Here is a 19,576-nt window from a genome sequence, read left to right as displayed (position 1 = left end):
AGTTCAAACCGGGGAACTGCCGTTCACCATAAACCTCTTGGTAACGCTGCCTGTCTACATTTACCCCAACGGTTCGTGGCGGGGGCGTGTCCGGAAGGTGAGTATTCTAATGCAAGCAATGAGCGCGACAGTGTTGAAAGCAGACTTTTCGATCCTCCTCCCAAATCGGCCTGCGAATATACTCAACCTTTTGCTTGGCCTTGCCTTCGCTCTTACCTTTCTCGTGGGGGTTCCGCCCCGCGAGGCACAGGCCGCGCCGAAATATGCGGGCATCGTGGTTGACGCCAATACGGGCAAGGTCCTCTACAGTGACGACCCTGATGGCCTTCGCTACCCCGCGTCGCTCACCAAGATGATGACGCTCTACGTCACCTTCGAAGCACTCGAGGCCGGTCGCATCCGTCTCGATTCCAGGGTGCCGATGTCGAAGAATGCAGCTGCCGAGCCGCCCTCCAAGCTTGGTGTCGGCGCCGGCAACAGCCTGACGGTCGAGCAGGCGATCAAGGCCCTGGTCACTCGCTCTGCCAACGATGTCGCCACCGCGCTCGGCGAGTTCCTTGGCGGGTCGGAATCGCGCTTCGCCCAGATCATGACGAACAAGGCGCGCGCCCTTGGCATGACCAGGACCACCTATCGCAACGCCCACGGCCTGCCCAACACCGCGCAGATGACCACCGCGCGGGACCAGGCGCGATTGGGCATGGCTCTCCGTCAGCACTTCCCGCAGTATTACGGCTACTTCTCCACACGCAGCTTCAAGTTCGGCAAGCAGACGATCGGCAATCACAACCGCCTGCTCGGTTCGGTCGAAGGCGTCGACGGCATCAAGACCGGCTATATCCGCGCCTCGGGCTTCAACCTTGTTACCTCGTTGCAGAAGGATGGTCGCTCGATTGTTGCCGTCGTGATCGGCGGGCGTACAGGCGCTAGCCGCGATGCGCAGATGCGCAAGCTCGTTGGGCAGTACCTTCCCAAGGCATCTCGCGGTGGCAAGGGCGCCCTGATTGCCCAGGCCCCCTCTGCGCCGGTTGGTGATGTCATCGCCGCAGCCGATCGCCTTGCGGCTTTCGATCTCCCGAGCAGTGGGCCGGTACCGCAGGCGCGCTACGAGGGGCAGCAGGTGGCCTCGGCCTACTCGCCTCCCTCCTCTGCCAAACGCGGCGGCGATGCCATGCGCGCCATTGCCAATGTCGCCACGCCTACGCCGGCTCCGGAATATCTTCCGCCTGAAGACGTCGCCGTCACCGAACAGGGCGACACCTCCGGCGAGGTCGACGTCGTGACAACCGCTTCGACCAAGGCTGCGGTTCCAGCCGATACGATTTCGGGCTGGGTCATCCAGGTCGGCGTCTCGCCTGACGCTGGCATGGCATCGGAACTCCTGCAGAAAGCGCAGGACAAGGGCGGAAAGGTATTGCGTTCCGCCAAACCCTTCACCGTCGCCGTCAATGCGAACGGTCAGAACCTTTATCGCGCTCGCTTCGCCGGCTTCGAGAACCAGACCGCGGCCGTGAATACCTGCAAGGCGCTGAAGAAGCAGGGCGTCAACTGCTGGGCCTCGCAACAGTAACCGCGAAGGCCTGGACACCATGAGTTAACCGGCGCCGCGTGTTATCAGCGCCGGTGGGGGAGTCCCCCCTCAGTAAACCTCGATTTGTAACGTGTACGAGGCAGAAATGGCAGCTTACGAGAACATCGCCAACTCCCCCTTCGCTCCGGGGGAAAAGCGGATGAAGGGCCTGGCGCTGCATCCGCTTCACGAGGCTGCAATGCGTCTGGCGGGGGCCGGGCTGAGCAAGTCGAAGGACCGCACGCGTGATCTTGTGGCACTATTGCTGAGCCATGGAGCTCGTGCGCTGCGTCATTCCCAGCCGGAAGTGGGTATCCATCTCCACGTGGGCCCCTATTCGGGCCGCCTGCCCGTCCGGCTTCGCCTGCGCTAAAGTAGGTTCAAAGCAGCCCGAGGTCCGCGAGCTCGCGTCGTAGATCCTCCGGCATCGCCGCCATCCCCTCGCCCAGGCTGCCGAGGTCACGCGGCGCTTCATCCACCTTGAGGTAGCGCCAACCCTGAAATGGGCGTTTCGGCTGGGGCGCCGTTTCCACGACCTCCGGCCCCAGAACGAGTTCGCAGCGCTGAATGCCGTCCGAACCGGTGACGCAGCGAAGGTCGAGGAGCGGCTGGCGCGCCATGACCTGCCCCTTTATGACCCAGTAGAGGGAGCCGCCGTCGAGTAGTTCATCCCTTCGCTTCGGGACCATCCGCGTCGTATGGACCGAATGAGGTTCGAGCCCGGCCGAAATGGCCATCAGGGCTCGTTCGCTCACCCAGTCCCTCAGGTCCTGTAGCGAGTCCGCACCGACGCAGAGCTTGATCATGTTGAGTGCCATGTCGTTCTTCAAATCCTAAAGCTGGCACAGGTCAAGCACGCAGGAAGCTTGGATCCTCTCAGAGCTCAGCATTCCACCACATTCACGGCTAGGCCGCCGGTGGAAGTCTCCTTGTACTTCTCGCTCATGTCATTGCCGGTCTGCCGCATCGTCTCGATGCAGGCGTCGAGCGGGACGAAATGCGTCCCATCGCCCTTGGTCGCCAGGGAGGCAGCAGTTACCGCCTTGACGGCGCCCAGTGCATTGCGCTCGATGCACGGGACCTGGACGAGGCCTGCGATCGGATCGCAGGTCATGCCAAGGTGGTGCTCCAAGGCGATCTCGGCTGCATTTTCGATCTGCTCGGGCGAGCCACCCATCACCGCCGCCAGCCCTGCCGCCGCCATGGCCGCGGCGGAACCGACCTCTCCCTGACAGCCGACTTCGGCGCCGGAGATTGAGGCATTGTGCTTGATGATGCCGCCAATGGCGGCCGCCGTCAGCAGGAATTCATGGATGTCCTCGCGCGTCGTCCCGTCATGGAACTGGAGGAAGTACCGGATCGTGGCCGGGATAACCCCCGCAGCGCCGTTTGTCGGCGCCGTCACCACGCGTCCGCCGGCTGCATTCTCCTCATTCACCGCCATCGCGTAGACGCTCAGCCAGTCGTTCGCCAGCAAGGGGTTGGGCCGATTGCTCCGCCATTCCTCATTGAGCCTGTCGTGAATGGCACGTGCTCTTCGACGCACATTCAAGCCGCCCGGCATCACGCCATCGACCTTCAGACCCCGGTCGATGCACCCGTTCATCGCGTCCCAGATCACATCGAGCCCCGAATCAAGTTCGCCGCGCGAGCGGGTGACCTCTTCATTGGCTCTCTTCATCTGCGCGATGCTGATGCCGGAGCCTTGGGCCATCTGCAGCATTTCCCGAGCTGTCGCGAAGGGATAGGGCACGGAGGGGCCGGATTGCTCGTTCTTTGCCGCCCGCATCCTTTGCAGTTCGGTGTCCGTCACGACGAACCCGCCACCGATCGAATAGTAGATGCGCCTGACGAGTACCCGATCATCGGCATCGAACGCGGAGAAGGTCATCCCGTTGGCATGGCCGGGCAAGGTCTGCTTGCGATCGAAGACGAGATCATCCTTCGGCTGGAAGGCATAGGTGGGATGGCCAGGGGGCGTCACCGTGCCAGTGCGCTCGACGTCGGCTATGGTCTCGTCCATGCGGTCCGGATCAACCCGGTGCGGCTCCTCACCCGTCAGACCAAGGATCACCGCCCTGCCGGTGCCGTGTCCGACGCCGGTGTAAGCCAGCGATCCATGCAAGGTAACCTTGATGGCCGCAACCCGTGCTGCGGATGGACGGGGCCAGTCGTCCGACAGGAGAAGCTCAAGGAAGCGGTGAGCGGCGGACATTGGCCCCATCGTGTGAGAGCTGGACGGACCGATCCCGATCTTGAAGACGTCGAAGACAGAAAGGAACATGCTTCACCTGATGCCGGCAATGATGCTGAGCCACGAAGATGGCTGGCCCGATATAGCAGCAACCGGAGACCACTTGCCAGCCAAGTCGCATCTGGGGGGTGAAAACGAAAAGAGCGCGGTACGAATACCGCGCTCTTCTCTCAAACTCACTGTTCTTGTGGGGTCGGAAACGTCAGATCGTGCCGAAGAGATAGGCGAGCGCCATAATCCCCGCAAATCCCGCAAGCGCCTTGATGGTGACGCCCCAGCAGGACTTCTGAACGGTATCTTCCATGATGACTCCGGTAAGATGGACACATTTTTGGCGCGGCGCTGCGAAAGCGCTGCGATGGTGAATGGTATATTAATTTGGGGCCGGGGCCGCAACCCGAAAAAATGGCGGAAGCAAGGCAAAACCACAACCCTGCTATTCGCGACGCGCATGTCTTTAGAACATGCCGCTTGGATATAGGAGATACGTCGACCTGCGTCAGCCACGTTTCGGCCGCAAGGGTTAACGTCTCCCGCCTCTTGCCCGCCAGCCACTGCTGGAGCATACCGGTCGGAGGGACGCAGCAGGAAACCACATGACGACCGCTGACTATCTGGCTCTTGGCCTCTTTCTTGTTCTCTGGCTGGGCTATTCCTGGATCAGTGCGGGTTCGGGTACGCGCTATCTTCCCCGTACCAGCCTGAACCAGGCGATGGCCGAACGTCGCCGCGAGTGGATCTACAATTCCCTCCAGCGCGACTTGAAGATGATCGACACGCAGATCATGGCGGGGCTCCAGAATGGCACTGCCTTCTTTGCCTCGACATCGATCTTTGCGATCGGCGGCTGCTTCGCCCTGCTCGGCGCGACAGACCAGGTGGATGCGGTGTTCCGTGAACTTCCCTTCGTGGCCTATGGTGGCCGCACCGTCTTCGAACTCAAGGTAACCGGCCTCACCGCGATGTTCGGCTTCGCCTTCTTCAAGTTCGGCTGGTCTTATCGCCTCTTCAACTACTGCACCATTCTCTTCGGAGCGCTGCCGATGATGGATGAGACCGCCAGGGATCTGCTGCACGCTCGCCGGCTTGCGGATCAGGTGGTTCGCATGAACACGATCGCGGCAAAACATTTCAATTCCGGCCTGCGGACAATTTTCCTGTCGATCGGCTATCTCGGTTGGTTCGTAGGGCCCTATATGTTCATGCTCACCACGGTGTTCGTCATCTTCGTGCTGACGCGACGCCAGTTCTTTTCAGAGGCACGGCGCGCCATCATGGACACCCAGACTCCATAGCCGCCGCGACGAGAAAGAGCCGCCTTGACCCTTGCCGAGAACACGCCGCGGTTCCGACCGCGCATTACACTGATCGATACGCTGCGTGGCGCCGCCCTCGTCGCGATGGCCTCCTATCACTTCACCTGGGACCTCGAGTTCTTCGGCTACGTCGAGCCAGGCACGGCCACGAGCGGCTGGTGGAAGCTCTATGCGCGATCCATCGCCAGCTCGTTTCTGTTCTTGGCCGGAGTCAGTCTCGTTCTGGCCCACTATCCGGCCATCCGCTGGAACTCCTTCTGGAAGCGGTTCGGCATGGTCGCCGGCGCAGCCGCCGCAATCAGTATCGCGACGTTCTTCGCCACGCCGAATGAGTGGATATTCTTCGGCATCCTGCACAGTATTGCGCTTGGAAGCCTGATCGGCCTGGCGTTCCTCAGGGCGCCTCCGCTGCTGACCGCCGGTGTAGCGGGATTGATCGTGCTCGCGCTCGTCATCGACAGTCAGATGCCCGGGACGGTGCGCTCCAGCCTGTTCGACCCAAGATTCTTGGCGTGGACAGGGTTGAGCGCGGCCCCTCCCCGTTCCAATGATTTTGTGCCGCTGTTTCCGTGGCTCGCCGCCCTGCTTTCGGGCATGGCCGTGGCGCGGATTGCGATGACGTGGAACTGGCTCGAGCCGTTGAGTAGGGTGCAGACGCGGCCCAATCTTCTGTCCCTGGCGGGTCGCCACAGCCTGCTGGTCTATCTCGTCCACCAGCCGGTGCTGATCGCGATCGTCTATCTGTTCTCGATCATCAATCCGCCTGCGCCAGTCGATCCCGTCCAGGCCTATCAAGCAAGCTGCGAGCGAGGCTGTGTGGCAGAAGGAAATGATCCGGAATTGTGCGCCCGATTCTGCACCTGCACCAGGGACGCGCTCGTGGCGCAATCGCTACTCGAACCGGTCCAGAACGGAAACATCATTGCTCAGGCTGACGAGCGTGTGCAGGCGATTGCGCAGGAATGCGCAATCCGCAGCCAGTAGGATCAGGTACTGACGCCGATCTCGGCGAGACGCGTCAGGCAGGCCTCTTCGGCATTGTCCAGTTCCTCGAGGGTCTCGTCGATGTCCTTGCGCTTCTGGCGAAGTTCGTCGCGCTTCTCGTCGATGCGCTTCATCATCAGCTTCAGCTGGCCAAGCTCGCCGGGCGGCTCCTTGTAGACCTTGATGATCTCTCGGATCTCATTAATCGTGAAACCGATCCTGCGGCCCCGCAGGATCTCCTGGAGGAGGCGTCGGTCCGCCGCACGGAACAGGCGCGTCCGTCCCCGTCGCTCGGGATGCAGCAGCCCCTCGTCTTCGTAGAACCGGAGCGTGCGGGTGGAGACGCCAAATTCCCGCGTCAGTTCGGTGATCGAATAATATTTGTTCACGGTCATGTCCTGTTCCTGACCGTGAGATTATTTGACTTTTACGTAACAGTCAATTTTGCCCGTCAAACCGCCGCAAACCACCAGGTCGCAAGACCGAGGAAGGCGAAGAAACCGATCACGTCCGTGACGGCGGTGACAAACACCGCCGAGGACACGGCCGGGTCTGCGCCGATTCGATCAAGCACCAGGGGAATCATGATGCCGGCCAGCGCCGCCGCGATCATGTTGATCAGCATCGCCACGGCGATGATCCCGCCGATGTTGGCGTCCTGGAACCAGAGCCCTGCTACAAGACCGATGAGGAGACCGAAGAGGACGCCGTTCAACAGTCCGACCCCCGCCTCGCGACGGATGATGCGCGCGGCATTGTGGATATCGATGCTCCGGGTCGCAAGCGCCCTCACCGTCACGGTCATCGTCTGGGAACCGGCATTCCCCCCCATGCCGGCGACGATCGGCATGAGGACGGCAAGCGCGACGATCTTCTCGATTGTCGCGTCGAAGATGCCGATGACCGAAGCGGCAAGGAAGGCGGTCACCAGATTGACCGCCAACCAGGGGACGCGGGAACGGGAGGTTTCGGCGAGCGAGTCGGACAGTTCCTCGTCACCCACGCCGCCGAGGCGCATGAAGTCCTCCTCAGCCTCCTCCTGGATGACGTCCACGACGTCGTCGATCGTCAACACGCCCACCAGCCGGCCATTGTCGTCGACGACGGCCGCGGAGAGAAGGTCGTATTGCTCGAAGATCTGCGCCGCCTCTTCCTGGTCCATCTCGGCCGGAATGGGATAGTTGGTTTCCCGCATGATGCTCTCGATGCGGACCTGTCGCTTCGTGCGTAGGATGCGGTCGAGATCAACGATGCCGAGCAGCTTGAAGGTGGGATCGATGACGAAGATCTGCGTGAACGACTCGGGCAATTCGTCCTCTTCGCGCATGTAGTCGATCGTCTGCCCGACGGTCCAGAACGGCGGCACGGCGACAAACTCGGTCTGCATCCGCCGCCCGGCCGATTGCTCCGGATAGTCGAGCGCGCGCCGCAGCCTGACCCGCTCCGTGAACGGCAGTTGCGCGAGGATTTCCTCGCGATCGTCCTTGTCGAGGTCCTCGAGGATGTAGACGGCATCGTCGGAATCGAGTTCGCCGATCGCTGCTGCGATCTGTTCGTTCGGCATCTGCTCGACGATCTCGAGGCGAATGGCCTCGTCGACCTCCGTCAGTGCCGTCAGGTCGAAATCGGCGCCGAGCAACCGGACCAGAGCGAGGCGTTGTTCCGGCTGGATAGCTTCGAGGAGGTCGCCGAGCTCCGATTCGTGCAGCCGCGCCACGTGCTGGCGCAGGAAAAGGATGTCGCGGTCGGCGATCGCTGCACCGACAAGCGCAAGAAAATCGGCACGGACCGAACCGTTTTCCGCATATATGTCGTCCGCGGGCTCTTCCGAGCGGGTGCGGGTGCGGTCTTCGTCCTCGGTATCGATCATTCGCCGCCCCTGCTTGCCTGTGCCGCCAAGAGAATGGCGGGCAGGCCATGGAAGTCAATGATGTGGTGGATCAGCGGCGAGCGCCGCGTCCTCCGTGCTAGACGAATCGCATCCCATGGTCCAGCGGGGCCGCAGCCTGTGGTTTAGTCAGGACGGAGACAAAGAGCGAAGAACCATCCAGCGAGGCAGAATATGACCCTCCGTCCCATCCTCAGATATCCGGACCCGATGCTGTCTGCGGTCTGCGAACCGGTCGAAGATTTCGGTGCCGGGCTCCGGCAACTGGCTGAGGATCTCCTGGACACGATGCGTGCGGCACCAGGGGTTGGCATCACGGCCGCCCACGTCGGGATCCTGCAACGGGTCGTCGTTCTCGAACTGTCGGACTGGCAGGCGCCGCGGACATACGTAAACCCACAAATCCTCAGTTCATCCGCAGGGACCATGCGTCACGCCGAAGGCAGCGTTTCGATGCCAGGCTTCGTCGAGGAGGTGGAACGGCCGTGGTCGATCTCGTGCCGCTATCAGGACCTCGCGGGAGACTGGCACGAGGAACAGGCCGAGGGCTTTCATGCGATCTGTCTCCAGCACGAGATCGACCAGCTGGAAGGGATCTTCTGGCTGAAGCGCCTCTCGCGCCTGAAGCGGGAGCGGTTGATCCGCAGATGGCAGAAGCAGGGTGGCCGCTGATCTCCACGAACCATTCTTCGCGCCGGGCGTTAGGTGCTCGATGAATGCGAAAGGAGATCCCGATGGCGATCAAGCGCAATGCCGACAACATTACCCGTGAAGAGGACTTCCGTGATTACGACACGCGCAACATCGACGATGGCTGGCCCTATGCCGATGCTGCCGGTGCCGCAACCCGGCCCGTCGACAACGCCGCCTATGGCGATCCCAATGCCAACTTCGACCGGGAGCGCAATCGCGGCTACCACGTGGACAGCGTCGACGCGGACGGCCTGGAGGAACAGAGCCCGGGCAACGTGCTGCCCGGCACTGACGGCTTCGAGCTTTCGGATGACATCGAGGAACGTGTGACGGAAGCCCTCGATGATCTCGGCGACGTGCCGATGGAGAGCGTCGACGTCCATGCCGAAAACGGCGTCGTCACCATCGAGGGAGTTGTGGATGATCGCTCTATGGCCTCACGGGTCGTTCGGACAGCCCAGGCGATCAGGGGAGTAGGCCGCGTCGTCAACAACCTCCGCCTCGCCGGCGTCGACACGCACATCCCCACGGACGACTGATCAGTTCGCCTGCACCGTGACGCACATGGCGGGGCTTTGCCTCAAGGTATTGCTCACGGTGCAGATTCCTCCGCCCGTTTCGCAATCTGCGCAAGCTGGGCGGGGTCGAGATTACCTTCTACGGCGAGTTCGCAGAAGATCTCCCCAATTCGACAGGGTCCATTCTCGGCCTTCTCTCCGGCCACTTGGACCGTGACCACCTCAAGCCGATCCAGAAGCCGCAACTCGCTTGCCGCAATCCGCGCGCTGATGGCAAGACAGCTCGCCAGAGACGAATAGAGAAGATCTATCGGTGTGAAACCTGGGTCGAGACCGGCCGGGGCAACGTCAATTGTCTTGCCGCCGCCGCTCGTGACAACTGGACGACCTGTTCGGCCGAGCCTAGCGGTTGCACTGGCTGCTCGCCGCTGCGGATGGAGTTCTACCATCGCCCAACCTCTCCGGTGTAGAAAACCGACTGCCTAGACAGCAAAAAACCCGCCGAAGCGGGTTTTAATGGTGCGGTCGAGAAGACTCGAACTTCCACGGGTTGCCCCACAGCGACCTCAACGCTGCGCGTCTACCAATTCCGCCACGACCGCATCGTGGTAGGCCGACTTGCGCCGGCGGGGCAGCATGTAGCAAAACGATCTGAACGGCACAAGGGCGCCGTGACAGAATTTTGAATGATAAAAATCGGCGGCCAGAATCCCTATATGCTTGGCCTTGTCGTCCCGCCGGATTGCCGATGTCGCGGCGGTCTGGCAAAGGGACATAGAACGAGGATCACCCATGCTCGCGCGCACCGAACTTGACCACTCCATGCATCCTCTGCCGGGCTCGCCGCCGGTGCGCTGGCGCATCTCCGATGGTCTTGTCCCTTATGAAGAAGCAGTGGCGACGATGGAGGCGGAGGTGGCGGCGATTGCCGACCGCCGGGCCGACGAACTCGTCTGGCTGCTCGAGCACCCACCGCTCTACACGGCCGGCACCAGTGCCGATGCCTCCGACCTTATCGATCCCGATCGCTTCCCGGTCTTTGCTACCGGGCGGGGGGGAGAATATACCTATCACGGTCCGGGCCAGCGGGTCGTCTATGTGATGCTGGACCTGAAACGCCGCCGCCAGGACGTGCGGGCCTATGTGGCAGCCCTGGAGGAAACGGTCATCCGCACCCTCGAATCGATGAATGTCCGGGGCGAGCGGCGCGAGGACCGCGTTGGCGTCTGGGTCCGCCGGCCCGACAAGCCGCGCCTGCCCGACGGTTCAGTGACCGAGGACAAGATCGCGGCACTTGGAATCAGGCTTCGGCGCTGGGTGAGCTTTCATGGGCTGTCGCTGAACGTCGACCCGGATCTGACACACTTCTCCGGGATCGTGCCCTGCGGGATCAGTGCCTATGGCGTCACCAGCCTCGTCGATCTCGGTCTGCCTGTCATGATGACCGATGTCGACATGCGGCTGCGCGAGGCATTCGAGGATGTGTTCGGCCAGACCGCCTCGGCATAGCGACCGTTCCGACCCGTCTGACATCAAGCGCGGACAGGAACGACCAGATGGTCCCCTCTCCCCACCAGTGTCTCGAATCGATACATCGGTCAAATCGTAAGGATCACTCCCATGCGGCGTTAAGAGCGTCCGTTGGCAGTCCGTCAAGACGTGAAGCTTATTCCTTCCATCCCAGTTTCATGATGAAACGGAGATGGAAGATGAGCGACCTGCGCTTTTCTTTTCCGGCATGTGTCATTGCCGGAAAGGGTGAGATAACGCCCGACGACGTCGGGCTGATGCGCCACCACATGTGGCCTGATGGAATCACCAGTCGTTATCAGGCCAGCATGGCCCTTGCGTTACACGACTGCTGCACGAGCCACTGCCCGGAATGGACGGACTATCTGGTCGAGGCGATCGCCGAATTCGTCGTCTGGCGCGATTCGGCCGACGGAGATGTGACGGGCGAGACCGCCGGCTGGCTGCTGGAGAAGGTTGCCTCCGCTGGCGCGGTTCGTTCGCCCGCAGGGCTGGAAATCATCCTTCACGTTCTCGACATCGCGTGTAACGTCCCGGGTTTCCTCTCCGCTGCGGCACTGAACCAGCTGCGCCTCGCCCTGCTGCCGGAACCGCGCGGAGCATATGCCCGGGGGCGTTTGGACAGCCGTGGCGTGACCAAGGCCGACCTCGCCTATCTGTGGCGCATTCTTCGGACCGCCGTCGATCGGGGCTCCGTGCGGCTCGCACGCGCGGAGCAGCTGATCCTCGAACAGATAGACGTCGTGTGTGAGGCGGAGGAGTGTCATCCAGGATGGCGCGATGTCATGCTGCTCACAGAGATCGCCTCCCGCTCGGACGACATCAGGGCTACCGAGTGGCTTCTGCTGGATGAGGACCTTCCCGTCTCCGAACACGCGGCAGCCTGAAGCCGTCCACGCACCCATCGAGCAGATGGAACGCCAGGGCTTCTCTTGAGAGATCAACTGCCGCATGCGACAGTCCGGCGGATTCGAAAAGATGGAGAAAGACCATGGACGTTCGCGCCGCCGTTGCCGTTCAAGCCGGCAAGCCGCTGGAGATCATGACGGTTCAGCTCGAGGGGCCTCGGGCCGGCGAGGTGCTGGTGGAGGTGAAGGCGACCGGCATCTGCCATACGGATGATTTCACCCTGTCGGGCGCCGACCCCGAGGGTCTGTTTCCGGCGATCCTCGGGCATGAGGGTGCAGGCGTGGTGGTCGATGTCGGTCCGGGCGTCACTTCGGTCAAGAAGGGCGACCACGTCATCCCGCTCTATACGCCGGAATGCCGCGAATGCCCCTCCTGCCTCTCGCGCAAGACGAACCTGTGCACCGCCATCCGCTCCACCCAGGGCCAGGGCGTCATGCCGGACGGGACCTCGCGCTTTTCCATCAACGGCGAGAAGCTGCACCACTACATGGGCTGCTCGACCTTCGCCAACTATACCGTCTTGCCGGAGATCGCCGTCGCCAAGGTCAATCCGGACGCGCCCTTCGACAAGATCTGCTACATCGGCTGCGGCGTGACGACCGGCATCGGCGCCGTGATCAACACCGCCAAGGTGGAGATCGGTTCGACCGCGATCGTCTTCGGGCTCGGTGGCATCGGCCTGAACGTCATCCAGGGCCTGCGCCTTGCCGGCGCCGACATGATCATCGGCGTGGACCTCAACAACGACAAGAAGGAATGGGGCGAGCGCTTCGGCATGACCCATTTCGTCAACCCGAAGGAGGTGGGCGACGACATCGTCCCTCACCTCGTCAACATGACGAAGCGCGGCGCCGATCAGATCGGCGGGGCCGACTACACCTTCGACTGCACCGGCAATACCAGGGTCATGCGCCAGGCGCTGGAGGCCTCGCATCGCGGCTGGGGCAAGTCGGTCATCATCGGCGTGGCCGGCGCCGGCCAGGAAATCTCCACCCGTCCCTTCCAGCTGGTCACCGGCCGCACCTGGATGGGCACGGCCTTCGGCGGCGCCCGCGGGCGCACCGACGTGCCGAAGATCGTCGACTGGTACATGGAGGGCAAGATCGAGATCGACCCGATGATCACCCACACCATGGGGCTGGAAGATATCAACAAGGGCTTCGAGCTCATGCATGGCGGACAGAGCATCAGGAGCGTCGTGGTGTATTGATGGAGGGCGCGCCATACCGGGTGGACGTGCGGGCGCTTGATCAGTTCCCTGCGCTCGAGCTCTACGAGATGCTCAAGCTCCGCGTCGATGTGTTCGTTGTCGAGCAGGACTGCGCCTATCCCGAACTCGACGGCAAGGACCGGGAGGCGCTGCATCTTCGGCTGCTTGATGGTCAGGAGCTTCTTGCCTGTGCAAGGCTTTGGCAGCCGGATGGCACACCACCGAGGATTGGCCGCGTCACTGTCTCACCCGCCCATCGGGGAAAGCGTCTCGGCGAGGCCCTGATGCGAGAGGCGATCGCCGAATGCGAGACACGGTTCGCTGGCCAGCCGATCGCGATTTCTGCCCAGAGCCACCTGCAGGAATTCTACCGGGGGCTTGGCTTCCTCGTCACCTCCGAGGAATATGTGGAGGACGGCATCCCGCACATCGACATGGAAAGAGCCGCCTCGTGATCTACGTAGATGCCGATGCCTGCCCCGTGAAGCCGGAGATCCTCAAGGTCGCCGAACGCCACGGGCTGGAGGTAACGCTTGTTGCGAATTCGGGTCTTCGCCCTTCGCGCGATCCGATGGTGACTAATGTCATCGTATCGGGCGCCTTCGACGCTGCTGACGACTGGATCGCCGAGCGGGCGGGAAGCGGCGACATCGTGGTTACGGCCGACGTGCCGCTCGCCGGACGCTGCGTCGGCAACGGCGCCCTTGTCACCGGTCCCACGGGCCGCATCTTTGACGAGACGAACATCGGCATGGCGACGGCCATGCGCGATCTCGGCCAGCATCTGAGAGAGACCGGCGAGAGCAAGGGCTACAATGCCGCCTTCAGCCCACGGGATCGATCGCAGTTCCTGGAAACCCTCGACCGGCTCTGCCGCCGTGCCAAGACCCACGCGCCACCTGGAGATCAACCATGAAAGTCATTTCCCAGAACACGGCCTTCGACGGCATGCAGGGCGTTTACGCCCACGAGTCCGACGCGTGCAAATGCGAGATGACCTTCGCGGTCTTCGTGCCGCCGCAGGCGATCAGCGAGCCTCGCCCCGTCCTTTGGTACCTGTCCGGCCTCACCTGCACCCATGCCAATGTCATGGAGAAGGGCGAGTACCGCCGCCTCGCCTCGGAACTCGGACTCATCATTGTCTGCCCCGACACCAGCCCGCGCGGCAATGAGGTGCCGGACGAACTGACCAACTGGCAGATGGGAAAGGGCGCCGGTTTCTATCTCGACGCCACCGAGAAGCCCTGGGCCGAGCACTACCAGATGTACAGCTACATCACGGAGGAGCTGCCCTCTCTGATCAGCCAGCACTTCCGCGCCGACATGAGCCGGCAGGGGATCTTCGGACACTCAATGGGTGGGCACGGAGCGATGACAATCGCGCTCAAGAACCCTGATCGCTTCAAGAGCTGCTCCGCCTTCGCCCCCATCGTGCAACCTTCGATGGCCGACTGGTCCGCCCCCGCGCTCGAAAAATACCTCGGAGCCGACCGGAGCGCATGGCGCCGATATGATGCCTGCGCCCTCGTGGAGGATGGTGCCCGCTTTCCCGAATTCCTGATCGACCAGGGCAAGGCGGACAGTTTCCTGGAGGACGGGCTGCGTCCCTGGCTGTTCGAAGACGCCATCAAGGGAACGGACATCGCCCTGACGCTGCGCATGCATGAACGCTATGACCACTCCTATTACTTCATCTCGACGTTCATGGATGATCACCTGAAGTGGCACGCAAAGAGGCTGGGTTGTCTCTAGGCATGGCTCCCATGCCGTACGGGCGGTTGCCGCCAGCCCCGAAAGTACCATATATCGAGCAGGCAGACGGCTGCCGCCGGGCAAGCCCGGTCATCTCCGCGGGGACGGCCTCGCTCCTTCAAACGGAGTAAGGCAATGGCTTGGATACTTCTGACGCTTGCTGGACTTTTCGAGATCGGCTGGGCGATCGGTCTCAAATATACCGAAGGCTTCATCCGGCCACTGCCCACGCTTCTCACCCTCGCTGCCATGGTGGTGTCGGTGGTGCTCCTTGGACTTGCTATCCGCTCCCTTCCCGTCGGCACCGCCTACGCCGTCTGGACCGGCATAGGGACCGTCGGCACCGTCATTCTCGGCATCGTCCTGTTTGCAGAACCTGCCTCGGCGCTTCGCCTGGGCTGCATCGCGATGATCATTGCAGGAATCGTCGGGCTGAAGGTCGCCTCCGGCTAGGGGGCGGCAAAGAGCGCCGTGGCGAGTGTCGCCGGCCCTTCACGGGTCAGGCGAAACTCGCTCGCGATGCGAGCCGCAATCTTCTCCGCCAGCAGCAGTTCAAGGGATTCACGCCGGAGGGAGAAGACGGACGTGGTGAATGTCCCCTCCGCAATCGCCACTCCGTTCGCAACCGCGACTGCTTCGACCGTGACTGTCGCCTCGCGCTTTCCGCCAAGCAAGGCCGGGACCGCTTTGTGGTGTTCGACGCGAATCGCCAGGATGGTGCGGGGGAGAACGCGGCCGCGCACTGTTGTCAGGATCGCGTCGTTCACCAGCCTGTCCGTCTCCGTCACCAGCAGCGCCGGGACATCTTCCCTCGCCGTGACGAAGGCCGCCCGCACGTCGTAGAGCAGCGCCTCGCGCTCGGCCGCCGCCGGCTGCAGCCGGAACGACATCAGCAGCGGCAGGGTCACCAGAAGAATGGAGAGCGCAAGTGGGCGGACAGACATGGATCATCCCGGAAAAACTCCCGGGATCATCCGTGGCCGCAGTTAGCGAAGGCTTAAGCCGGCTGCCGAAGGCTCTCGAAGGCTGCTACAGACGCGCCGAATTCTTCATGGCGCCGCTCGCGACGCAGACTGGCCTCCGCATCTACGCCCCAGTGCTCTTCCGTCCAGTCCTCGTCGAGATGGGCGAGCGACCAGGCCTCTTCTGCGGAAAGACGACCTTCCGCGAAGGCCAGGGCAAGTATCGCAGAGCCGGTCAGGGTGGTCACCGTATGGAGACAGGCGAGTTCAATCGGCGAGTCGTACTTTCGCAGCGTGACCGCGAACGCACTGGTCGCTTCGCGTGGCTGCTCCTGCGGCATGATACCCTCAATCAGGATGAAGCGTGCGCCCAGCTCACTGGCCGCCCAGTCGATCAACGGATCCCATCGCTCGCATTGCCGCGCCACCAGCTCCTCCGGAGCATCGGCGCGGTAGCACAGCAGGTCGCTGGCCGAAAAACGCAGAATATCCTCAAAAACCGCCTGCGGATCGAGTGCCACACCGTCAATCGCGGTATTCACCAGTTTCGTGACTGGCATGGTCTGCGGATCGACAAACTCGTCCTGCGCATCCCACTCGACCCGCATCAGTTCGGCAAGCGCTGCGGTGGGCGCTATCAGCGGGTTCTTTGCCGGGGTACGCACCGGCCGGCCGTCGAGCAGGATGGCATAGCCACCTTCATCCTCGCCGACGGAGACCTGCTTGTAGAAGCGCTTCGGCAGGGGTCGCTTCATCTGGATCTGCGCACGCCGGGTTGGATCCGGATGGCTCGTCCCTTCAAGATCGTTGAACTCGTCTCGCATCAGAAACCTCAGCCGATATGGGCCAGCAACTCGTTCGGGTGGTCAACGACCGCATCTGCTCCGGCGTTCCAGAGATCCTCGACGGACGCATAGCCCCAGGAGACCCCGATGGCCGTGGCACCGGCCGCTTTCGCCATCTGAATGTCGTAGACGGCATCACCGATGACCATCGTCATGCCCGGTACCATCCCCGTCTCGTCGCAGCATTCCGTCACCATTGCGGGATGCGGCTTGGAGGGGCAGTCGTCCGCCGTTCGAGACACCACGAAGTACTTGCCGAACCCGTGCGTCTCCATGATGAGATCCAGTCCGCGGCGAGACTTGCCCGTGACGGCCCCGATGAGCAGATCGTCTCGCGGCCCGATCTTATCGACCAACTCCCGGATGCCCGGGAACAACGGTTCGCGGAAATCGAGGTCCCGTCGCACCTCGGAAAACAGCGACTTGTAATAGGCCATCATCGCCACTTCCTCGTCGCCCGCATGCGGGCGCCCCAGCATACGTGCAATGGCAATATCGAGTGTCAGGCCGATGATCGCCTTCGTCGCCTCCACCCTCGGCTCCGGCTTGTCGAAATGCAGGAAGGTCCGGCGCATCGTCTCGTGGATCAGCGACACGCTGTCGACCAGAGTGCCGTCGCAATCAAAGAGGATGAGTTTCATTCGTCGGCACTCCCGCCGCTCTCCAGGTCGAAGCCGAGCAGGTTCCAGCTCTGGACCATATGCGGCGGCAGCGGTGCCGTCACCTTCAGACGCCCTCCGGAGGGATGCGGGATGTCGATATGGCGGGCATGCAGGTGCAGCCGCTTCTGGATACCGCCGGGGAACGGCCAGTTGATGTCGTCATCGAAATATTTCGGATCGCCGATGATCGGGTGCCCGATATGCAGGGCATGGACGCGCAGCTGATGCGTTCTGCCGGTATAGGGCTCCATCTCCAGCCAGGCCATGGTCTGTGCGGCCGTTTCCAGTACGCGGTAGAAGGAAACCGCATGGTCGGCGCCGGCCTCCCCGTGCTTGGCGATCCGCATGCGATCGCCGTCCGGCGTCTGCTCCTTGACGAGCCAGGTCGAGATCTTGTCCTCGTGCTTGCGCGGCACACCCTTCACCAGGGCCCAATAGGTCTTCTTGGTGTCGCGTTCGCGAAACGCAGCCGTCAGCTTTTGCGCCGCCCCGCGCGTGCGGGCAATCACCAGCACGCCGGAGGTGTCACGGTCCAGGCGATGGACGAGGCGCGGCTTCTCCCCCTTCGGACTGGTCCATGCATCCAGCATCTGGTCGATGTGACGCGTGACGCCGGAGCCACCCTGGACCGCCAAGCCCGCCGGCTTGTTGAGGACGATCACCTTGTCATCCTCGTGCAACACCATGCGCTGCAACAGCTCGTAGTCGCTGGAATGCTTCAGATCCTTGCCGGCGATGGGGCCGGCCTTCTTCGTATCGACATCCAGCGGCGGGACCCGCACCGTCTGTCCAGGCTGGACACGGGCGTCGGATTTCACCCGCCCCCCATCGACACGCACCTGGCCCGAGCGCAGCAGTTTCTGCAGCGCGCCAAAGCCGAGACCGGGATAATGGACCTTGAACCAACGGTCCAGGCGCATGCCCGCTTCGTCCGCCTCAACGCGGATGTGCTCGATGCCTGCCATGATGTTCTTTCGTTCTTCTTCGGTTTGACCGGTCTTTAGAACATCGACCGACCAAGCGCCAGCCCGCCCATCACCGCCGCCAGCGAGAGCCCGACGCTGCCGAGGATATAGGCGACGGCCGCTCCCGTCGCACCGCGCTCGAAAAGGACGAGGGCATCAAGCGAGAAGGCGGAAAAGGTGGTGAAGCCGCCAAGGAAGCCCGTCACCAGCAACAGACGCATCTCCAAGGAGGCGTCCAGCTTTCGGGAGATCAGTTCGGCCAGGAGACCGATGGCAAAAGAGCCCAACACGTTCACGATCAGGGTGCCCCACGGAAACGACGGGCCCAGCAGGCGAATGCTCCAGTGTCCGACCAGGTAGCGGAGAACGGAGCCGGTGGCGCCGCCGGCGGCGACGAGAAGCAGATGCAGCATCAACAGGCGATCCGAAAAAGGACAGGAAAACGAGCAATGATTAAAACCCTAACGAATTCCTTAACAGGGAACCAAGCCACCCCCCATTAGATTCTAGGCTGGAGCAGTGGATAAACTCACATGACCCTGGTTGTTTCAGTCTCGGCGAACACGGCGGCTTACGCAGCAGATGCGTTGAAGCCTGCGCGCCGTCTGTCGGCCAAGGACGAGGCCCAGGATGCCAGGGTTATCGCGGATCGGGGAAATCTCCGTGCCAAGACGGGTGACACAACGGTCGACCAGTTGATCCCGGCATCCACTGTCGATTTCGATCTGCTTGCTCCGAATTACCGCATGGGTCAGCAGGCAACGCTTGCTCAGGTCCAGGCCGCTTATCGCAGCCTGGAGGATTGAGGCTCCACCTTCAGCACCCGATCGCTCAATTCAGATACTGGCGCCGCCCCGAAGATCGCCGAGGCGTTGACAGTTGCTGCTTACAGTTGATGCGCCTTGGGCGGTCCACCCGAAGGCTCGCCGATCACATGACGCGCAGCGACCACTCGACGATCTCCGCGCCGACCTTGGCGAATGCCCGGTCAAGAGCGGCAATGAAGTCTCGGTTCTCTGATCCCGACACCGGCACGCTTCCCGCAAAGACCTGTTGAGCCCGTACGGTGCCGTTACGGTCGTTGAGGATCTTCACCGAGATCTCGACATTCGCCACGTCGGGGCCGCTGGTATCGACTTCGAAGGTGCGGATATCGGTGACGATCTGGTAGTCGATGGCCAGTCCCTGCCCTGGCTTGCCGACGCCGCCCAGCCGGCCGCTGTTCTCGAAGGCCTCCACTAGCTTGGACTGGACCATGCGTGGCAGACGATCGCCCCATTGCGACTTCGCAAGGTACTGGATCTCTGCCTGGGAAACACGAACCACAACCTGCTCGCTGTCCAGCGATTTCAGCGCCGTCGGCTCGGGAACGAGGATCTGGCGCCCGCGCGCCGCCGGGCCCGTGCTTGCAGGAGTTATCGACAGGTCGAAGGTGTCATTGCTGGCCTTCGATCCACAGCCGGCGGCTAGAAGTGCCACCAGTGGCAGGACCGCCCAATGCTTCCAGGTCATGCGAAC

At 62.5% G+C, this 19,576-nt stretch carries 25 protein-coding genes and 1 tRNA gene; 14 read left to right on the top strand and 12 right to left on the bottom strand.

Annotated features, from left to right (window positions below; all coding sequences use genetic code 11):
• The first annotated feature begins 109 nt into the window (after positions 1 to 109).
• The gene (locus tag NT26_RS08340) at positions 110 to 1,570 is read left to right on the top strand and encodes a D-alanyl-D-alanine carboxypeptidase (protein ID WP_052638343.1); all 1,461 of its coding nucleotides are present in this window, start codon (positions 110 to 112) and stop codon (positions 1,568 to 1,570) included.
• A gap of 106 nt (positions 1,571 to 1,676) precedes the next feature.
• A complete protein-coding gene (locus tag NT26_RS08335; RefSeq protein ID WP_052638342.1) occupies positions 1,677 to 1,943 on the top strand; it encodes a hypothetical protein in 267 nt (88 codons plus the stop codon).
• A gap of 7 nt (positions 1,944 to 1,950) precedes the next feature.
• Here the strand turns inward: NT26_RS08335 and NT26_RS08330 are convergent, their stop codons facing one another.
• On the bottom strand, positions 1,951 to 2,388 hold the full coding sequence (locus tag NT26_RS08330) for a DUF1489 family protein (RefSeq protein ID WP_052638341.1): 438 nt from the start codon (positions 2,386 to 2,388) through the stop codon (positions 1,951 to 1,953).
• 65 nt (positions 2,389 to 2,453) lie between these two features.
• The gene (locus NT26_RS08325; RefSeq protein ID WP_052638340.1) at positions 2,454 to 3,854 is read right to left on the bottom strand and encodes an L-serine ammonia-lyase; all 1,401 of its coding nucleotides are present in this window, start codon (positions 3,852 to 3,854) and stop codon (positions 2,454 to 2,456) included.
• Between the two features lie 566 nt (positions 3,855 to 4,420).
• On the opposite strand from NT26_RS08325, the gene NT26_RS08320 reads away from it, so the two are divergent.
• Positions 4,421 to 5,119 (top strand): DUF599 domain-containing protein, encoded by a 699-nt coding sequence (locus NT26_RS08320; protein ID WP_052638339.1) that lies wholly within the window; start codon positions 4,421 to 4,423, stop codon positions 5,117 to 5,119.
• A 24-nt stretch (positions 5,120 to 5,143) separates the two neighbouring features.
• Complete coding sequence (locus tag NT26_RS08315) at positions 5,144 to 6,124, top strand: heparan-alpha-glucosaminide N-acetyltransferase (RefSeq protein ID WP_052638338.1); 981 nt, start codon at positions 5,144 to 5,146, stop codon at positions 6,122 to 6,124.
• 2 nt (positions 6,125 to 6,126) lie between these two features.
• Here NT26_RS08315 and NT26_RS08310 read toward each other — a convergent pair whose 3' ends face one another.
• Positions 6,127 to 6,519 carry a MerR family transcriptional regulator gene (locus tag NT26_RS08310; protein WP_052638337.1) on the bottom strand — a complete coding sequence of 131 codons (393 nt, stop codon included), beginning with the start codon at positions 6,517 to 6,519 and terminating at the stop codon, positions 6,127 to 6,129.
• A 56-nt stretch (positions 6,520 to 6,575) separates the two neighbouring features.
• A complete protein-coding gene (gene mgtE / locus NT26_RS08305) occupies positions 6,576 to 7,994 on the bottom strand; it encodes a magnesium transporter (RefSeq protein WP_052638336.1) in 1,419 nt (472 codons plus the stop codon).
• Positions 7,995 to 8,186: 192 nt separating this feature from the next.
• Between mgtE and NT26_RS08300 the strand changes: the two genes are divergently transcribed.
• Complete coding sequence (locus tag NT26_RS08300) at positions 8,187 to 8,684, top strand: peptide deformylase (protein WP_052638335.1); 498 nt, start codon at positions 8,187 to 8,189, stop codon at positions 8,682 to 8,684.
• Between the two features lie 62 nt (positions 8,685 to 8,746).
• Complete coding sequence (locus NT26_RS08295; RefSeq protein WP_052638334.1) at positions 8,747 to 9,244, top strand: BON domain-containing protein; 498 nt, start codon at positions 8,747 to 8,749, stop codon at positions 9,242 to 9,244.
• A 53-nt stretch (positions 9,245 to 9,297) separates the two neighbouring features.
• On the opposite strand, the gene NT26_RS08290 is transcribed toward NT26_RS08295, so the two are convergent.
• Positions 9,298 to 9,672: an OsmC family protein gene (locus tag NT26_RS08290; protein ID WP_244467680.1), complete on the bottom strand. Its 375-nt coding sequence runs from the start codon at positions 9,670 to 9,672 to the stop codon at positions 9,298 to 9,300.
• A gap of 68 nt (positions 9,673 to 9,740) precedes the next feature.
• A tRNA-Leu gene (locus NT26_RS08285) sits at positions 9,741 to 9,825 on the bottom strand.
• A 190-nt stretch (positions 9,826 to 10,015) separates the two neighbouring features.
• Here NT26_RS08285 and lipB point away from each other — a divergent pair.
• From lipB to sugE, 7 genes are all read left to right on the top strand, one after another.
• A complete protein-coding gene (gene lipB / locus NT26_RS08280) occupies positions 10,016 to 10,732 on the top strand; it encodes a lipoyl(octanoyl) transferase LipB (protein ID WP_052638333.1) in 717 nt (238 codons plus the stop codon).
• A gap of 200 nt (positions 10,733 to 10,932) precedes the next feature.
• The gene (locus NT26_RS08275) at positions 10,933 to 11,640 is read left to right on the top strand and encodes a hypothetical protein (RefSeq protein WP_052638332.1); all 708 of its coding nucleotides are present in this window, start codon (positions 10,933 to 10,935) and stop codon (positions 11,638 to 11,640) included.
• A 104-nt stretch (positions 11,641 to 11,744) separates the two neighbouring features.
• Entirely contained in the window at positions 11,745 to 12,872 is a 1,128-nt protein-coding gene (locus NT26_RS08270; protein WP_052638331.1) for an S-(hydroxymethyl)glutathione dehydrogenase/class III alcohol dehydrogenase, read from the top strand.
• The gene (locus NT26_RS08265; RefSeq protein ID WP_052638330.1) at positions 12,872 to 13,327 is read left to right on the top strand and encodes a GNAT family N-acetyltransferase; all 456 of its coding nucleotides are present in this window, start codon (positions 12,872 to 12,874) and stop codon (positions 13,325 to 13,327) included. Before NT26_RS08270 ends, NT26_RS08265 begins: the two co-directional genes overlap by 1 nt.
• Positions 13,324 to 13,788, top strand: a complete 465-nt coding sequence (locus tag NT26_RS08260) for a YaiI/YqxD family protein (RefSeq protein WP_052638329.1) — start codon at positions 13,324 to 13,326, stop codon at positions 13,786 to 13,788. The genes NT26_RS08265 and NT26_RS08260 overlap by 4 nt, the downstream gene beginning before the upstream one ends.
• Complete coding sequence (gene fghA, locus NT26_RS08255; RefSeq protein ID WP_052638328.1) at positions 13,785 to 14,624, top strand: S-formylglutathione hydrolase; 840 nt, start codon at positions 13,785 to 13,787, stop codon at positions 14,622 to 14,624. The genes NT26_RS08260 and fghA overlap by 4 nt, the downstream gene beginning before the upstream one ends.
• Before the next feature lie 135 nt (positions 14,625 to 14,759).
• A complete protein-coding gene (sugE, locus tag NT26_RS08250) occupies positions 14,760 to 15,077 on the top strand; it encodes a quaternary ammonium compound efflux SMR transporter SugE (protein ID WP_052638327.1) in 318 nt (105 codons plus the stop codon).
• On the opposite strand, the gene NT26_RS08245 is transcribed toward sugE, so the two are convergent.
• Genes NT26_RS08245 through crcB form a run of 5 tightly spaced genes read right to left on the bottom strand, consistent with a single transcriptional unit; the run spans position 15,074 to position 18,471 of the window.
• The gene (locus NT26_RS08245) at positions 15,074 to 15,568 is read right to left on the bottom strand and encodes a hypothetical protein (RefSeq protein WP_065814522.1); all 495 of its coding nucleotides are present in this window, start codon (positions 15,566 to 15,568) and stop codon (positions 15,074 to 15,076) included. The genes sugE and NT26_RS08245 overlap by 4 nt on opposite strands.
• A 53-nt stretch (positions 15,569 to 15,621) precedes the next feature.
• Positions 15,622 to 16,410 (bottom strand): ATP12 family chaperone protein, encoded by a 789-nt coding sequence (locus NT26_RS08240; protein WP_052638326.1) that lies wholly within the window; start codon positions 16,408 to 16,410, stop codon positions 15,622 to 15,624.
• A gap of 8 nt (positions 16,411 to 16,418) precedes the next feature.
• Complete coding sequence (locus tag NT26_RS08235; RefSeq protein ID WP_052638325.1) at positions 16,419 to 17,072, bottom strand: HAD family hydrolase; 654 nt, start codon at positions 17,070 to 17,072, stop codon at positions 16,419 to 16,421.
• On the bottom strand, positions 17,069 to 18,058 hold the full coding sequence (locus NT26_RS08230; protein ID WP_052638324.1) for an RluA family pseudouridine synthase: 990 nt from the start codon (positions 18,056 to 18,058) through the stop codon (positions 17,069 to 17,071). Before NT26_RS08230 ends, NT26_RS08235 begins: the two co-directional genes overlap by 4 nt.
• Before the next feature lie 35 nt (positions 18,059 to 18,093).
• Positions 18,094 to 18,471 (bottom strand): fluoride efflux transporter CrcB, encoded by a 378-nt coding sequence (gene crcB / locus NT26_RS08225; protein WP_052638323.1) that lies wholly within the window; start codon positions 18,469 to 18,471, stop codon positions 18,094 to 18,096.
• A gap of 120 nt (positions 18,472 to 18,591) precedes the next feature.
• Between crcB and NT26_RS08220 the strand changes: the two genes are divergently transcribed.
• Entirely contained in the window at positions 18,592 to 18,864 is a 273-nt protein-coding gene (locus tag NT26_RS08220; protein ID WP_052638322.1) for a hypothetical protein, read from the top strand.
• 124 nt (positions 18,865 to 18,988) lie between these two features.
• On the opposite strand, the gene NT26_RS08215 is transcribed toward NT26_RS08220, so the two are convergent.
• Positions 18,989 to 19,570 carry an ABC-type transport auxiliary lipoprotein family protein gene (locus tag NT26_RS08215; RefSeq protein WP_052641973.1) on the bottom strand — a complete coding sequence of 194 codons (582 nt, stop codon included), beginning with the start codon at positions 19,568 to 19,570 and terminating at the stop codon, positions 18,989 to 18,991.
• Positions 19,571 to 19,576: the final 6 nt, after the last annotated feature.

It is taken from the genome of Pseudorhizobium banfieldiae (genome assembly GCF_000967425.1).
Classification (GTDB): Bacteria; Pseudomonadota; Alphaproteobacteria; order Rhizobiales; family Rhizobiaceae; genus Neorhizobium; species Neorhizobium banfieldiae.
Note: the sequence above shows the minus strand (reverse complement) of the source record. Positions and strands in the feature narration are given on the sequence as shown.

Bases quoted from the DNA above. Each gene is read 5' to 3' on its own strand.
- lipB (WP_052638333.1), top strand. From the start codon at position 10,016: ATGCTCGCGCGCACCGAACTTGACCACTCCATGCATCCTCTGCCGGGC.
- NT26_RS08215 (WP_052641973.1), bottom strand. From the start codon at position 19,570: ATGACCTGGAAGCATTGGGCGGTCCTGCCACTGGTGGCACTTCTAGCC.
- NT26_RS08330 (WP_052638341.1), bottom strand. From the start codon at position 2,388: ATGGCACTCAACATGATCAAGCTCTGCGTCGGTGCGGACTCGCTACAG.
- NT26_RS08290 (WP_244467680.1), bottom strand. From the start codon at position 9,672: ATGGTAGAACTCCATCCGCAGCGGCGAGCAGCCAGTGCAACCGCTAGG.
- NT26_RS08340 (WP_052638343.1), top strand. From the start codon at position 110: ATGCAAGCAATGAGCGCGACAGTGTTGAAAGCAGACTTTTCGATCCTC.
- NT26_RS08300 (WP_052638335.1), top strand. From the start codon at position 8,187: ATGACCCTCCGTCCCATCCTCAGATATCCGGACCCGATGCTGTCTGCG.
- NT26_RS08230 (WP_052638324.1), bottom strand. From the start codon at position 18,058: ATGGCAGGCATCGAGCACATCCGCGTTGAGGCGGACGAAGCGGGCATG.
- NT26_RS08235 (WP_052638325.1), bottom strand. From the start codon at position 17,072: ATGAAACTCATCCTCTTTGATTGCGACGGCACTCTGGTCGACAGCGTG.
- NT26_RS08240 (WP_052638326.1), bottom strand. From the start codon at position 16,410: ATGCGAGACGAGTTCAACGATCTTGAAGGGACGAGCCATCCGGATCCA.
- NT26_RS08325 (WP_052638340.1), bottom strand. From the start codon at position 3,854: ATGTTCCTTTCTGTCTTCGACGTCTTCAAGATCGGGATCGGTCCGTCC.
- crcB (WP_052638323.1), bottom strand. From the start codon at position 18,471: ATGCTGCATCTGCTTCTCGTCGCCGCCGGCGGCGCCACCGGCTCCGTT.
- NT26_RS08220 (WP_052638322.1), top strand. From the start codon at position 18,592: ATGACCCTGGTTGTTTCAGTCTCGGCGAACACGGCGGCTTACGCAGCA.
- NT26_RS08335 (WP_052638342.1), top strand. From the start codon at position 1,677: ATGGCAGCTTACGAGAACATCGCCAACTCCCCCTTCGCTCCGGGGGAA.
- NT26_RS08275 (WP_052638332.1), top strand. From the start codon at position 10,933: ATGAGCGACCTGCGCTTTTCTTTTCCGGCATGTGTCATTGCCGGAAAG.
- NT26_RS08295 (WP_052638334.1), top strand. From the start codon at position 8,747: ATGGCGATCAAGCGCAATGCCGACAACATTACCCGTGAAGAGGACTTC.
- NT26_RS08320 (WP_052638339.1), top strand. From the start codon at position 4,421: ATGACGACCGCTGACTATCTGGCTCTTGGCCTCTTTCTTGTTCTCTGG.
- sugE (WP_052638327.1), top strand. From the start codon at position 14,760: ATGGCTTGGATACTTCTGACGCTTGCTGGACTTTTCGAGATCGGCTGG.
- fghA (WP_052638328.1), top strand. From the start codon at position 13,785: ATGAAAGTCATTTCCCAGAACACGGCCTTCGACGGCATGCAGGGCGTT.
- NT26_RS08310 (WP_052638337.1), bottom strand. From the start codon at position 6,519: ATGACCGTGAACAAATATTATTCGATCACCGAACTGACGCGGGAATTT.
- mgtE (WP_052638336.1), bottom strand. From the start codon at position 7,994: ATGATCGATACCGAGGACGAAGACCGCACCCGCACCCGCTCGGAAGAG.
- NT26_RS08245 (WP_065814522.1), bottom strand. From the start codon at position 15,568: ATGTCTGTCCGCCCACTTGCGCTCTCCATTCTTCTGGTGACCCTGCCG.
- NT26_RS08265 (WP_052638330.1), top strand. From the start codon at position 12,872: ATGGAGGGCGCGCCATACCGGGTGGACGTGCGGGCGCTTGATCAGTTC.
- NT26_RS08270 (WP_052638331.1), top strand. From the start codon at position 11,745: ATGGACGTTCGCGCCGCCGTTGCCGTTCAAGCCGGCAAGCCGCTGGAG.